Annotated in this window: 12 protein-coding genes; 9 read left to right on the forward strand and 3 right to left on the reverse strand. The window is 45.6% G+C overall.

Annotation, left to right across the window (positions count from 1 at the left end):
- Positions 1-31: 31 nt before the first annotated feature.
- The 4 genes from obgE (at position 32) to BW986_RS02980 (ending at position 4293) form a co-directional block, all read left to right on the forward strand.
- Positions 32-1321, forward strand: a complete 1290-nt coding sequence (obgE, locus tag BW986_RS02965; protein ID WP_076364966.1) for a GTPase ObgE — start codon at positions 32-34, stop codon at positions 1319-1321.
- Positions 1322-1361: 40 nt separating this feature from the next.
- On the forward strand, positions 1362-1811 hold the full coding sequence (locus BW986_RS02970; RefSeq protein WP_076364968.1) for an ACT domain-containing protein: 450 nt from the start codon (positions 1362-1364) through the stop codon (positions 1809-1811).
- A 503-nt stretch (positions 1812-2314) separates the two neighbouring features.
- Complete coding sequence (gene pheA / locus BW986_RS02975; RefSeq protein WP_076364970.1) at positions 2315-3190, forward strand: prephenate dehydratase; 876 nt, start codon at positions 2315-2317, stop codon at positions 3188-3190.
- A 398-nt stretch (positions 3191-3588) separates the two neighbouring features.
- Positions 3589-4293: a DUF6944 family repetitive protein gene (locus BW986_RS02980; protein WP_076364972.1), complete on the forward strand. Its 705-nt coding sequence runs from the start codon at positions 3589-3591 to the stop codon at positions 4291-4293.
- Between the two features lie 57 nt (positions 4294-4350).
- On the opposite strand, the gene BW986_RS02985 is transcribed toward BW986_RS02980, so the two are convergent.
- Both BW986_RS02985 and BW986_RS02990 read right to left on the reverse strand, forming a co-directional pair.
- Complete coding sequence (locus tag BW986_RS02985) at positions 4351-4881, reverse strand: transcription repressor NadR (protein ID WP_076364974.1); 531 nt, start codon at positions 4879-4881, stop codon at positions 4351-4353.
- A 49-nt stretch (positions 4882-4930) separates the two neighbouring features.
- Positions 4931-6058: an IscS subfamily cysteine desulfurase gene (locus BW986_RS02990; protein WP_076364976.1), complete on the reverse strand. Its 1128-nt coding sequence runs from the start codon at positions 6056-6058 to the stop codon at positions 4931-4933.
- A 103-nt stretch (positions 6059-6161) separates the two neighbouring features.
- Between BW986_RS02990 and nadB the strand changes: the two genes are divergently transcribed.
- From nadB to nadA, 3 genes are read left to right on the forward strand one after another with little or no spacing between them, the layout of a single operon-like run.
- Complete coding sequence (nadB, locus tag BW986_RS02995) at positions 6162-7745, forward strand: L-aspartate oxidase (protein WP_076364978.1); 1584 nt, start codon at positions 6162-6164, stop codon at positions 7743-7745.
- Positions 7726-8577 carry a carboxylating nicotinate-nucleotide diphosphorylase gene (gene nadC / locus BW986_RS03000; RefSeq protein ID WP_076364980.1) on the forward strand — a complete coding sequence of 284 codons (852 nt, stop codon included), beginning with the start codon at positions 7726-7728 and terminating at the stop codon, positions 8575-8577. Before nadB ends, nadC begins: the two co-directional genes overlap by 20 nt.
- Positions 8574-9680, forward strand: coding sequence for a quinolinate synthase NadA (nadA, locus tag BW986_RS03005; protein WP_076364982.1), 1107 nt, complete (start codon positions 8574-8576; stop codon positions 9678-9680). The genes nadC and nadA overlap by 4 nt, the downstream gene beginning before the upstream one ends.
- An 87-nt stretch (positions 9681-9767) precedes the next feature.
- Here nadA and ypfJ read toward each other — a convergent pair whose 3' ends face one another.
- Positions 9768-10613 carry a KPN_02809 family neutral zinc metallopeptidase gene (gene ypfJ / locus BW986_RS03010; RefSeq protein WP_076364984.1) on the reverse strand — a complete coding sequence of 282 codons (846 nt, stop codon included), beginning with the start codon at positions 10611-10613 and terminating at the stop codon, positions 9768-9770.
- Positions 10614-10934: 321 nt separating this feature from the next.
- Here ypfJ and safA point away from each other — a divergent pair, with 321 nt between their 5' ends.
- Entirely contained in the window at positions 10935-13310 is a 2376-nt protein-coding gene (gene safA, locus BW986_RS03015; RefSeq protein WP_076364986.1) for a SafA/ExsA family spore coat assembly protein, read from the forward strand.
- Positions 13300-14247 (forward strand): phosphotransferase, encoded by a 948-nt coding sequence (locus tag BW986_RS03020; protein ID WP_179085990.1) that lies wholly within the window; start codon positions 13300-13302, stop codon positions 14245-14247. Before safA ends, BW986_RS03020 begins: the two co-directional genes overlap by 11 nt.
- Positions 14248-14303: the final 56 nt, after the last annotated feature.

Here is a 14303-nt window from a genome sequence, read left to right on the forward strand (position 1 = left end):
AATGACTTGCAGAAAACAAGGAAGTGATAGCATGTTTGTCGATCAAACGAAAGTCTATGTAAAAGGCGGAGACGGTGGTAACGGGATAGTTGCTTATCGTCGTGAGAAATTCATACCTAAAGGCGGTCCTGCTGGCGGAGATGGCGGTAATGGGGCCAATGTCGTTTTTGAAGTGGAAGAGGGCTTGCGTACATTAATGGATTTCCGTTATCAACGTCACTTTAAGGCACCTCGCGGAGAACATGGCATGTCCAAAAACATGCACGGTGCGGCTGCAAAGGATATGGTCATCAAGGTTCCACCAGGCACGGTTGTCATTGATGATAAAACGAAGGAAGTCATTGCTGATTTAGTTGAGCACGGGCAGCGCGCCATCATCGCCAAGGGTGGCCGCGGGGGCCGGGGAAATTCCCGCTTTGCCACACCTGCCAATCCTGCACCTGAAATCGCTGAGAACGGCGAACCGGGCCAGGAACGCGATATCATCATGGAATTGAAACTGTTGGCTGATGTCGGTTTGGTTGGTTTCCCGAGTGTAGGGAAATCCACTTTGCTTTCCGTCGTGTCCGCAGCAAGGCCTAAAATTGCCGAATACCATTTTACGACGATCGTACCGAACCTTGGAATGGTGGAAACGGAAGATCACCGTAGCTTTGTCATGGCCGATTTACCTGGTCTGATTGAAGGTGCTTCAGAAGGAGTGGGCCTTGGACATCAATTCCTGCGCCATATTGAAAGAACGAGGGTAATCATTCATGTAATCGATATGTCGGGTCTTGAAGGCCGTGATCCATTTGAAGACTACCAAACAATCAATAAAGAGTTGGAAGAGTATAACCTTCGTTTGACTGAACGTCCGCAAATCATTGTAGCAAGTAAAATGGATATGCCGGACTCAGCAGATAATTTAGCGGCATTCAAGGAAAAGCTGGAAGAGGACTATCCTGTCTTCCCGGTTTCTGCAGTGACCCGTGAAGGGCTCCGTGAGCTTCTTTATGCAATTGCTGATAAAATCGAAGAAACGCCTGAGTTCCCTCTTGACCATGAAGAAGAGAATACTGGAATCCATCGGGTTCTATATAAACATACATCACAGTCTGATGAATTTAACATTGAACGCGAATCCGATGGCAGCTTTGCCGTATCAGGATTCAAGGTCGAGCGTCTATTCAAAATGACTGACTTCACCCGTGAAGAGTCCATACGTCGTTTCGCCAGACAGCTTCGTTCATTCGGAGTCGACGAAGGCCTTCGCCAAAAAGGTGCGACAAATGGCGATATTGTCCGTATCCTTGAATATGAATTTGAATTTGTTGATTGATTGTAAACCATGATGGCAGGCAAAAGGAGGCGTGCGGAGTTTGAATAAGGCCGATCAGAAATTTTTCCTCGTTCGAGAGGATGTCCTTCCCGAAGCGATGAAAAAAACGCTGGATGCAAAAGAAATGATTGAACGGGGAAAAGCAGAATCAGTTTGGGAAGCGGTACAGCGAGTGGACCTAAGCAGGAGTGCATTTTACAAGTACCGTGACACGGTTTTTCCGTTTCATACAGTTGTTAAGGAAAAGCTGATTACACTGTTCTTCTATCTCGAAGATCGTTCTGGTACTCTATCGGAGCTCTTACGGCTCGTCGCCTCATCCGGTTGCAACATCATGACCATCCACCAAACGATCCCTTTGCAGGGACGTGCAAATGTCACCCTATCCCTGAATACGGGCGGGATGACGATGGATATTGATGATCTGCTTACTAAACTGCGCAAAATGGAGTTCGTCGAAAAAGTCGAAATCATTGGTAACGGCGCTTGAAAACAGCCTGTACATTTCAAATGTACAGGCTGTCTATTTGTAGACAAAAAGGTTTCGGAATCGTCTCACTCCGAAACCTTTTCCAACCGATTCTGAGAGTGGCTGCTACTATGTTATAAAGAGATGAACGAACAGTTTGCCTATTCGTTTCATGCGGCAGTAGACCAAAGGAATTAGTGTTGGGGATGATAGTAATGTTAAAACCAAGTTGATTGGAACGGAAGGTACGAGACTCCTGCGGGAAAAGCGTGTCCAAGGGAGACCCCGCAGGCGCAATGGCGCCGAGGAGGCTCCCGGACCGCCCGCGGAAAGCGAGTGCCCTACGTTCCAATCAACGGTAAAATTTTAAAAATCTAAAACAGCCTGTAGACATCCTCAATTATTATTGAGTTTGTCTACAGGCTGTTTTCATTTATAAGAGGAAATTAACGATTAAGTATTGTAAAAAATCAGAAAATGGCATAACATAAACAGTAGATTTTCCGTGAGAAGGAGTTTATAATATGACGTCAAAAATTGCATTTCTTGGACCAAAAGCAACATTCACGGATTTAGCTGTATCGCGACTATTTCCTAATGATATAAAAATACCGATGAACACGATTCCGGACTGCCTTGATGCTGTTCGGGACGGGGAAGTGAATCACGCGCTCGTGCCGATCGAGAATGCTTTGGAGGGTTCGGTAAATATAACGATGGATTACTTAGTCCATGAAGTCACATTACCGATAAAAGGCGAAGTGACGATTCCAATCCAACAGCATTATATGGTGCATCCGGATCATGCATATCCTGGATTCAAACCTGACATGGTTTATTCGCATTCCCATGCCATAGCTCAATGCCGCAAATTTCTACATAATGAGCTAAGGGGCATTCCATATGAGTATGGCACATCCACTGCAGCCGCTGCGAAGATGGTGATGGAGAATCCCGATATCAATATTGCTGCGATTGCAAATGATATGGCTGCGGAAGAGTACGGTTTGACGATTGTAAAACAAAATATTCACGATTATGAACATAATCACACCAAGTTTATCGTCGTATCCAACAGTGAAGTCGATTATGAAGGGCATTTGACCGTTGAAGGGGACAAGAAAACGACCTTGATGATTCAGCTGCCTGCCGACCACTCAGGACAGCTGCACCAAGTCCTTTCCGCTTTTTCCTGGAGGAAACTTAACCTTTCCAAGATTGAATCAAGACCAATGAAAACAGGATTGGGCAATTACTTTTTCATCATCGACATCGAAATGTCCCTTGATGATGTCCTCATCCCAGGAGCGATCTCTGAGCTCGAGGCCTTAGGATGTACGGTTTCGATCATGGGAAGCTATTCATGCTTTAAAGTGCAAACAGGTGTACCGCAACGATGAATGATAAATGGTACAATTTCAGCTGAAGTTGTACATAATGAATAAGATGGGTGCCCCGGGAGTATTTCCGGGGCATTTTTTGTGTTCGTTAAGATTTTATTACCCTTGTGACAAGTTCCTAAAATGGTTGGCTGTCATTAGATGAAATATATAGCAATAGGCAGGAAGGAATGCCATTCATATTTTGATTTAGGGGAAGATGGACGAAGTTTTTCATGATAAAAAGAGCCTATGATTCTGGATGGGAAACAAACACCGATTGTGATGAACGCAAATACAATAAGTAAATCCCGTTAGGTAGTCTGTTGAAATCGGAACAGTAATACATACGTTGATGACTGAATCATGGAAGCACCTTTTTTATCAAAAATGCAGAGAGAGGGTGGTGGTCAGCAGAGATGGATAATCAATTCAAAGAAACTTTCGGTTCTTGGATTCAAGCGATAGGAACTGTCCTTTCTGCTATAGCGGGTACACCATCCGATGTCTTGGACGAAGAATTTCGTAATAACTTGGATTTGATTGGAAATGAACTTCAAGCAACAGGAAATGCCTTGTTGGCGGACGCAGAAGAAACCTGGTCACTGGATAAATTAGGAAACCAATTACAAGCAATCGGAAATTCGACGGTTATCTTAGGATTAGTCATTGATTTCGATGAAGTAACCAAACAGGAATTGATCATCAAAGGTAATTTGATCCAAGCGTTGGGCGGAGGTACCGCTTTGGCCGGGGCATTCGAAAATCCGGATGAACCGGAGCAGGCTTTCAATGCTACGGGAAATTTGTTGCAGGCGATTGGGAATTCGATGCAAGCGATAGGCGGAATTGAGGAACTTAAAAATAGTGTTCTAGAAAAAGACCAAGAAAAGGATCAAAAGGAAGAAGAGCAAGATAAGGAGCAGGGAAAAGAGCAGGAACTACAAAAATATCAATATCCTGATTTGGAAGAGAAGCCATCTCATGCTGAATTAATCCAAGCGACGGGAGGCTGGGTTCAGGCGGTCGGTTCCGTCATTAGTCTTATCGGGCAGTTGAGAAGTAACCAGGAAGAAAACTCCGGGGAAGGCAGCTCAAATGAAAGCAATTCCGATGATGGGTGACCATGATGGCCAATGAAAAAATCCTCAAAAGATATGGCTTTTGAGGATTTTGCGTTATCAATCAACTAAAATGCCGGCATCCCTTAAAGCACACTCCGCTTCGTCGAGCAGATCTTCAGATGCTGCGCTCAGTGTATGGAGATGGATGCCGCTCGTCAGTTCCGATAAAAAAGATGCGTTCGTTGCCGTCACCCTTGAAAGGAATTGCTGGACTTCCTTCCGGCTGCTGACCATGATGGAAGCGGTTAGGTCGCCGTATACGGGGTGCTCGATTTTGACATCTTTCACCGTGATGCCGATATCCACAAGTAAATATAGCTCTTCTTGGGTCCGGGAAGGATCGTGTTGGCAAGCAATGATCCTTTCCGGCTTTTGCGTGCTCCCCGTTTGTAAGTACAGATAGCCTTGGCTTGTGGCAATGATAGGTTCATTCCGCGCTTTCAGTAGGGTTATGTCACCAACGATAACCTGCCGGCTTACATTCGTTATCTGCGAAAGCTCGCTGCCCGTTACAGGCTCCGTGCTTGTTTGCAATAAATGTAAGAGTTTCGTCCGTCTTTCTTCCCCAAGTAATTTCTTTCTTTCCATAAACATTCACCTCTTTAATTACAAACATTCTAACACAGATTGGAGGGTTTTATCGAATGGCAGCTATTCCTTCGATGCAGTCCGCCAACTTGTGAATGTCGTCAGCCGTCGTGTTTTTGCCAAAGGAAAGGCGGACGATTTGATGGGCTTCATCTTCGCTTTTCCCAATGGCCATCATCGTTTTTGAAGGATCCTGTTTACCGATTTGACAGGCGCTTCCCGTCGAAACGGCGAATCCTTTCTGGTTTAATTCCAACATGATGTACTGTCCTTGCAATCCAGCGAAGGTCAGCGCCAGAATGTGAGGCAATTGCGCGTTTTTTGCTTCGATGATTTGAAAATCGATTTTCCTTTCCGTAAGCCGTTGGATCAATTGCATCCTAAGTGTGGAAATCCGCTTTCGTTCATCTTCCATGATATCCCCCAATTTCTTGGCAGCGGTTACGAAGGAAGCAATTCCGGGGACGTCCACTGTTCCTGGTCTGAAACCATACTCATGAGTGATATTCGGTACCGAAGGCTTCAACTGATGGATGGCCGGGAAAATGATGGCACCAATCCCTTTTGGACCATAAACTTTATGACTGGAAATGGATAGTCCATCACATGAGGCAGCTATCTTCCCAAGCGGTAATTTAGCAAATGATTGGACACAATCCACATGAAAAAAAGCCTGGTGTTTTCGAACGACTTCACTTATTTGCTCAATGGGTTGAATGACCCCGATTTCCGAATTCACATGCTGGACAATGACCAAACATGTTTTCTCCGACATACATTCCTGCAGATGTTCAATATCAACCCGGCCATCTTCCAAATGCCGTAAATAAGTAACCTCGAATCCTTCTTGTTCAAGTTTTGCCACGAAATTGGCAAGAGATGCATGTTCGGTTCGGCTTACAATCAAGTGGTTCTGCCAGGTTGGTTTCGAAGCGATGAATGTATCGATGGCAAGCATGTTGCTTTCTGATCCGCCGCTTGTAAAGATGATTCCTTCCTTTTTTATGTTCAGCATTTCTGCGAGTTGCTGCCGTGACATATCCAATAAACGTGCCGCTTCAGAGCCAATATCATGCAAACTGCTCGCATTCCCGAAAAACGTCCGGGATGCTTGGCTGAATACGTCGAGAGCCTCCTCATCAATCGGAGTTGTAGCGGCGTAATCCAAATAAATCAAGAAATCACTTCCATCCTTTAATCTTAAAAAACTCTTGATAATAGTTTAATAATATGTAAATATAGTTGTCAAGACACCTGTCATAAACAGGAGGAATGAAATAATGGTAAAAGCGGAAATCATCGTGATAGGCAGCGGGATTGCTGCCTTAAAAACGGCATTGGAAGCAAGTGAACATAAGCATGTGATACTCATCACAAAATCAAATATCCGTCATGGTAATTCTTACTTAGCCCAGGGCGGGATTGCTGCTGCAATATCTGATCGTGACCGAGTATCCTTTCATAAAAAAGATACGCTGGCAGCTGGTCAGCGATATAACAAGGTGAAGGCAGTGGAAAAACTCGTCGAAGAGGCACCTTCGGTTATAGCTGAACTTATTGATTCGGGTATGCGATTTGACCAGGATCAGGACGGAACTCTATTGCTTGGCATGGAGGGCGCCCACAGTGAACGAAGAATCCTTCATAGTCACGGTGATGCAACAGGAAAGTACATGATGGAACATCTTATAGGGCGTTTAAAACAATCATCGATTACTGTGATGGAGAATGTTGCTGCAGTGGAATTGATCATCGGGCAAGATGATTCTTGCATAGGCGTCAGAACACTTGATAAGGCAGGGCAACTTGTTGCCTATCATGCAGAACAGACGGTTTTGGCAACAGGCGGCTGTGGTTCCCTATACCATTTCACGTCAAATTCACAAACGGTTTCAGGTGATGGAATCGCACTAGCATTCAAGGCCGGTGCAAAAGTTCGTGACATGGAATTCATACAATTCCATCCGACCCTGCTTTTTGTAAATGGCAAAGCGAAAGGGCTGGTTTCAGAAGCGGTTCGCGGGGATGGTGCGAGATTAGTGACGGAAATGGGAACGCCGATCATGGAGGATGTCCATAGCTTGAAAGATCTAGCACCAAGGCATATTGTTGCACAGACGATTTTTTCTTATTTGCAGCGCGGTGAAAAGGTATTTTTGGATATTTCGATGATAAAGGATTTTAAAAATCGTTTTCCGACAGTGAGCTCATTATGTGAAAAAAGCGGGCTGGACCTTCAAATGGGGAAAATCCCGGTTGCACCAGGAAACCATTTTCTAATGGGAGGAATTGAAGTGGATGAATCGGGGCAAACCTCTGTACCCTCTTTGTATGCAGTTGGTGAAGTGGCATGCACTGGTGTACATGGTGCAAACCGATTGGCAAGCAATTCCCTTCTCGAAGGATTGGTTTTTGGAAATACGCTTGGCCGTTTCCTTGCTAAAGTCCCGGCAAGGCCGATACCTGAAGAAAAAGGGCGGTCCAAGATTTCCAGTCAAATTTCCTTTCTACCTGATCTCTCGACATTACAGGAAAAATTAATGAACGAAGCGGGAATCGTTCGGAATGAAGCTGGTTTAACTCGACTGAAGGATTATCTTGAGACATTTACTATCGAAAAATTGCTCCATATGGAAGTAACGGCATTATCGATACAAGAAATAACGAAAATCAATGCCATCATCGTGGCGTGGCTGATTGCCGAATCAGCATTGACCAGAACGGAAAGCAGGGGCGGTCATTTCCGCAGTGACTATCCTAACGAAGATGACGCCCAATGGCTTGAAAATTCGGTTATCCTTGCATGCACGGATGTAAAAAACCGAGTGAAAAGGAGACGACTATATGAATATATTGAAGCTTAAGCAGATGCTGCAACAATTTTTAATGGAAGATATAGGGGAATGCGATGTAACGAGTGATACGATTTTTGATCAAGGTGAACAAGGAACTTTGACATTCATCGCAAAAGAAGGCGGGGTCTTTAGTGGAGGAGACGTCATCAAGACGGGATTTGCATTGTTGGATGAGCAAATCGAGGTTTCCCTGTTTTTTCAAGATGGCGAAGTTTTCGAAAAAGGACAACAGCTTGCTAAAATGACCGGCGATATGGCCTCCCTGTTAAAAGGGGAACGGGTCGTTTTGAATTTAGTGCAGCGCATGTCCGGCATTGCGACACAGGCACATAAAGCTGCCATGATTTTAGCGGGGACGAAGACGAGAGCTTGTGATACGAGGAAAACTACACCAGGCCTGCGGATGCTTGAAAAATATGCGGTCCGTTCCGGCGGGGCATTCAATCACCGGTATGGTTTGTATGATGCAGTCATGATAAAGGACAATCATATTTCTTTCGCTGGGTCCATAACGAAAGCGGTTCAAACGGTAAAATCCAAACTGGGACATACCACTAAAGTGGAAGTGGAAACGGAATCACCACAACAGGTGCTTGAAGCAGTGGAAGCCGGTGCAGATATCATCATGTTCGATAACCGGAGCCCCGAAGAAATCAAGCAACTGATTAAATTGGTTCCCGCCCACATCATAACTGAAGCTTCTGGAGGGATCCATTTAGACAATCTAGCCTCATATCGGGAAACAGGGGTAGATTATATTTCGTTGGGCAGCTTGACGCACAGTGTCAGGGCACTTGATATTAGCGCAAAGGTCAAAGAGCGGGAGGGAATATTGAAATGAACATATTGGAGATGGCTAAAACAGCAGGAAATGCATTACCTGAAAAGTATAAAACGATGACAAAGGAAGAGATGGAGAATCGGGTCCTTGACATTAAGAAACGACTGGGGAACCGTCTTTATATTCCAGGTCATCATTATCAACGGGAGGAAGTCATTCAATTTTCGGATTCAACGGGGGATTCACTTCAATTGGCCCAGCTTTCCGCGCAAAATCGCGAAGCGGATTATATCGTGTTCTGTGGCGTGCATTTCATGGCTGAAACAGCAGATATTTTGACGGAAGAAGGGCAGACGGTTATCCTTCCTGACATGCGTGCAGGCTGCTCCATGGCGGATATGGCGGATATTGAACAAACGGAACGGGCCTGGACAAAGCTTCAGGATTTATTTGGCGATACGATCCTTCCGCTAACTTATGTGAATTCCACAGCGGCCATCAAAGCTTTTGTAGGGAAAAATGGCGGGGCGACGGTGACGTCTTCCAATGCACAAGGGATGGTCTCGTGGGCCCTCTCGCAAAAAGAAAGGATCCTTTTTCTTCCCGATCAGCATCTTGGGAGGAATACTGCCTTTGACCTTGGAATCCCATTGAATGAAATGGCTGTCTGGGATCCGCATAAAGATGAATTGATCTATGAAGGGGACCTGGAAGATCTAAAGGTACTTCTTTGGAAAGGACATTGTTCAGTCCATGAAAATTTCACTACGGCGAATATTGAAACGCTTAGAGCGGAGCAGCCTGAAATGAATATCATCGTTCATCCCGAATGTCGCCGTGAGGTAGTCGCCCTGTCAGATTATGCGGGTTCGACATCGTACATCATAAATATGATCGAAAAAGCCGAACCAGGTAGTTCTTGGGCAATCGGTACGGAAATGAACCTTGTCAAGCGACTTATCGCCAATAATCCTGACAAGAACATCATCTCGTTAAATCCGAATATGTGTCCATGTCTAACAATGAACCGGATTGATCTGCCTCACCTGCTATGGGCGCTTGAATCCATTGAAGAAGGTATCATCATCAATCCGATAAAAGTGGAGAAAAACATTGCGGATAATGCCATCCTGGCATTAAACAGAATGCTGGAGCGCGTTTGAGTCAGTGCTTTCTAAAAAGACTTTGGATCATAAGAAAAAGGGGGATTGACCCCCTTTTCCTTATGTAATCGAAACAGCTAAGAACGTTTAAAGGTTATTCGCTTTAAAAGTATTGCCTTCATTCATATCACCAGATTTAAATCCTTTATTGAACCACCGTTTCCTCTGTTCGGAAGTACCATGCGTGAAGCTGTCTGGCACCACGTACCCTTGTGCCCTTTCTTGGATACGGTCATCCCCCACACCACTTGCTGCATTCAAGGCCTCCTCAAGATCGCCTTCTTCAAGCAAATTCTCTCCTTGGACATGATGTGCCCAAACTCCAGCCAAATAATCTGCCTGTAATTCAAGACGGACAGAAAACCTATTATATTCGGTCTCGCTTACTTTTGAACGATCGGGCATTTCCTTTTCCGTTGTTCCTAAAAGTGTCTGAACGTGATGTCCGACTTCGTGGGCGATGACATAGGCCATGGCGAAATCCCCGGGTGCCTGGAATTCTTGCTTTAACTCTTGATAAAAGCTGAGATCAATATATAGTTTCATGTCACCCGGACAATAAAATGGCCCTACGGAAGACGCTGCCATCCCGCATGCCGATTCGACACTACCTGAATACAGGACAAGGTTCGGTTCCTTATATTCCAGTCCATTTTTACGGAATTCTTCTGCCCAGACCTGCTCCGTTTCTGCAAGGACGACAGATACGAACTGCGCAAGTTCCTTTTCTTCATCAGTTTCGACATATGAGCCGCCATGGTTCGATTCAGTGGAATTCAAGCTGCCTAGCAATTCGCTTGGATTACCGCCAAGGAGCGTCACGATCAAGACAATTACCAATCCGAGCCCTCCGCCGATTCCGGCCATGCCTTTTCCGCTCATGCCTCTTTTGTCCTCGACGTTCGAGCTGCCCTGTCTGCCTTTCCATTTCATTAATATTACCCCCAGGGATGTAAAATTAGTACCTTAAGACAAAGCCTTAGGTCATTTACTTTTTCTTATACCCGGATTTCCCTGAGTTTAGACAGAAGCCTGAAAGAAGCGATTCAGGAATGGAATTCAAAGGGGGGAATTTCCTTTTTCGAGATGGCCTATCATTTATTTCCTCTCCAAAAAAGTACCTTCTATGTCCCTAAATCATTGATCGAATCATAAAAGTCATTTTTTACGCATAAGTTTTCATGATAAAAATAATAGCAATTCACCCACTGCTTCATAGAATATATGGACATATGCACAGGAGGGGTTAGCAGCGTGAAAATTCATATAGTCCAAAAAGGCGATACACTTTGGAAACTCGCCAAAAAATACGGCGTCAGTTTTGAAGAACTTAAAAAAGTTAACGCGCAATTGAGCAACCCGGACATGATGATGCCCGGAATGAAAATTAAAATACCAGGGACATCCGGAGCTGTTATAAAAGATACGGGTAAACCAAACGTGAATATTCAGCCGGGAATGAAAGAATCCCAAATTCCACAGTTCCAGCCTAAGTCAGCACCTATGAAAGAGCAGCAAAATATGCAAAAACCGGCCGTTAAAGAACAGCCGAAATTTCAACAGCCAGTAAAAGAGCAGCAGATCGTTCCGCAGCCAGTTAAGAAAGAGCAGCAGATCGTTCAGCCAAAGCCAATCATTAAAGAAAAGCAAGTAATCGTTCCAAAAGAAGTGCCGGTACCCATGCCGGTGATTCCGGAGATCGACATCAATAATTATTACATGGTCAACATGACCAATATGAGTGTGCAAAAGCCTCCAGCACCGCCACCTTTACCAAAGAAAAAAGAAGAGCCTGCAGTAACCAAAAAGAAGAAGAAAAAGCCAGCTGTACAGCCAGCTCAGGAATATAGTGAGCCGGTGGATGATTGTATTCCAGTAACGCCAATCTTACCTGGAAGCGGTTATTGTATTCAGCCGCCACCATGGGCGCAAATGCAAGGCATGCAAGCACCATATCAAGGCGCACAAGGGTATCAGGCGGCTCCGGAAATACAAGGTTATCAAATGATGGAAGAGAGCTCTGATGCTTGGGGAGAATCTCCTGACATGCAAATGATGGATCAAGGATTCGTCCAAGGGGCGAGCATGAATGCAACAAACCAGCAACATTATCCATATCAAGCCTCCGCACCGGTTCCGCACCATTATTATGGAGGGATGAATCAACAACCTCAAGCAGCAGGTTCATATATGCAACAAGATTATGAGTCACCAGGCGAATCGCCTTCTTCATACAATCAAAACTTCCCTCAGCATTATTCCCAGACTGCCGGTGAGGATGAGGAGGATTGCGGCTGTAATAAGGGGTTACTTGGATCTTATGGGCCGGAAGTGAAGGGGCAGTATCAAGGAAACCAACAAATGGGCAATGCACAACACCATCCAGATTATCACCAATATCAATCCGTTCAATCACAGCAACAGGCCCAATACCCAGGGATGTCACCGAAAGAGTCTCAAATGGGAATGGAGATGCCATTCCAATATGATGATGAGTCAGAAGAATCATACGGATTCATGATGATGGGCGGTCAAAACCCAGGCCAGCCAGGAATGATGATGGGCGGTCAAAACCCAGGCCAGCCAGGAATGATGGGCGGTCAAAACCCAGGCCAGCCAGGAATGATGATGGGCGGTCAAAACCCAGGCCAGCCAGGAATGATGATGGGCGGACAAAACCCAGGCCAGCCAGGGATGATGGGCGGCCAAAATGGAGGCCAGCCAGGAATGATGATGGGCGGCCAGAACGGAGGCCAGCCAGGAATGATGATGGGCGGTCAAAACGGAGGCCAGCCAGGAATGATGATGGGCGGTCAAAACCCAGGCCAGCCAGGGATGATGGGCGGTCAAAACGGAGGCCAGCCAGGAATGATGATGGGCGGTCAAAACCCAGGCCAGCCAGGGATGATGGGCGGCCAAAACGGAGGCCAGCCAGGAATGATGATGGGCGGTCAGAACGGAGGCCAACCAGGGATGATGGGCGGTCAGAACGGTGGCCAGCCAGGAATGATGGGCGGTCAGAACGGTGGCCAGCCAGGAATGATGATGGGCGGCCAGAACGGAGGCCAGCCAGGAATGATGATGGGCGGCCAGAACGGAGGCCAGCCAGGGATGATGGGCGGTCAAAACGGAGGCCAGCCGGGAATGATGATGGGCGGTCAAAACCCAGGCCAGCCAGGGATGATGGGCGGCCAAAACGGAGGTCAGCCGGGAATGATGATGGGCGGCCAAAACGGAGGCCAGCCAGGTATGATGCCGGGACAATTTGGTGGTCAGCCGGACATGATGATGGGCGGTCAAAATGGAGGCCAGCCAGGTATGATGCCGGGACAATTTGGTGGTCAGCCGGACATGATGATGGGCGGTCAAAATGGAGGCCAGCCAGGTATGATGCCGGGACAATTCGGTGGTCAGCGGGACATGATGATGGGCGGCCAAAATGGGGGCCAACCAGGAATGATGCCGGGACAATTTGGTGGTCAGCCAGACATGATGCGCGGTCAGCTTGGTGGTCAGCCGGAAGCTATGTTACCTGGACAAATGGGAGGCCAGCCAGGCCAATTCGGGGGAGTTCGTGCGCCGGAAACATTTGGGATACCGACATATGTAGATGAAAGCGATGACTACTAATTATCAAGGAGACAGTGTTTTTAACACTCGTCTCCTATCTTATTTAAATCGTAAGCCAAAGAATGTCCACCATATTCAAAGCAGTGTCTATTTATTAACTTTTGAAAAGGGTCATCCCATGATCCTAAAAGGATTCGACAGTTTTGAAAAATGGGATCGGCAAAGGGAATTGACTTCGTTATTAAAACAAAAGGGATTTCATCAAACTTATTATATTCATCAGAATTTAATGCCCTTTCAATTTAAAGGGAAATGGTATGGCAGTATGGACTATTTTCCGCCGAGTAAGAAAAAATTCAGATACTCCAAACATAAGGACCGCTTAGAGGGCATTCAGTTACTGGAAAGCTTCCATGATGTGTCGGAACATATCTCCATTAACGCTCCTGTGTTCAATCAATCAAAAAAGTGGAAAGAACGCTTATCACTATTTAAAAAGAACTTTTCTTATGTTCGCCAATATGTTTCCGAAGATATTATCAAGGAATGGATTAGATGGGGTGAATGGTCGCTGGAGGGGTTTGATAAAAATCAGTCTTTATGGAATAAGGAAAAGAAAGTCATCATTCATGGTGATTGTGCACACCATAATTTCCTGCGGAGAGCGGACGGCACTTTGACGTTAATCGATTTTGACCTAATGGCGAATGCACCGAGGTGCATTGATTATTTACAGTATGCAAATCGTATTTTGCCTCATTTGGAAGATGCGGCCACAGAACTGTGGGAAGTTCCGCAATTGCAAAGGTATCAGTCAGACCTGGCCTTTTTATATGCTTTAACTTATCCTACCGATATTTTCCGTGAATGGAATCGTCTTAATAAAAGTTCTTCCCAGCTTCATTCGGTCTGGAAAATGACCGTGGAAGGTTTTTCAGAGCGGATGGAGATGAATGAAAAATTGGCGAAAAGGATTTCTTCCCTTAATAGGAATTAAAACTGATTTTTGGCCGTATCTTACAGAGTACATTTCCTGTTCGACACCCATGCTAA

It is taken from the genome of Peribacillus simplex (assembly GCF_900156045.1).
Classification (GTDB): domain Bacteria; phylum Bacillota; class Bacilli; order Bacillales; family DSM-1321; genus Peribacillus; species Peribacillus simplex_D.

Coding starts and splice junctions, on each gene's coding strand:
- nadA (WP_076364982.1), top strand. CDS start 8,574: ATGAACATATTGGAGATGGCTAAAACAGCAGGAAATGCATTACCTGAA.
- ypfJ (WP_076364984.1), bottom strand. CDS start 10,613: ATGAAATGGAAAGGCAGACAGGGCAGCTCGAACGTCGAGGACAAAAGA.
- BW986_RS02980 (WP_076364972.1), top strand. CDS start 3,589: ATGGATAATCAATTCAAAGAAACTTTCGGTTCTTGGATTCAAGCGATA.
- nadC (WP_076364980.1), top strand. CDS start 7,726: ATGAATATATTGAAGCTTAAGCAGATGCTGCAACAATTTTTAATGGAA.
- BW986_RS02985 (WP_076364974.1), bottom strand. CDS start 4,881: ATGGAAAGAAAGAAATTACTTGGGGAAGAAAGACGGACGAAACTCTTA.
- obgE (WP_076364966.1), top strand. CDS start 32: ATGTTTGTCGATCAAACGAAAGTCTATGTAAAAGGCGGAGACGGTGGT.
- pheA (WP_076364970.1), top strand. CDS start 2,315: ATGACGTCAAAAATTGCATTTCTTGGACCAAAAGCAACATTCACGGAT.
- BW986_RS03020 (WP_179085990.1), top strand. CDS start 13,300: ATGACTACTAATTATCAAGGAGACAGTGTTTTTAACACTCGTCTCCTA.
- nadB (WP_076364978.1), top strand. CDS start 6,162: ATGGTAAAAGCGGAAATCATCGTGATAGGCAGCGGGATTGCTGCCTTA.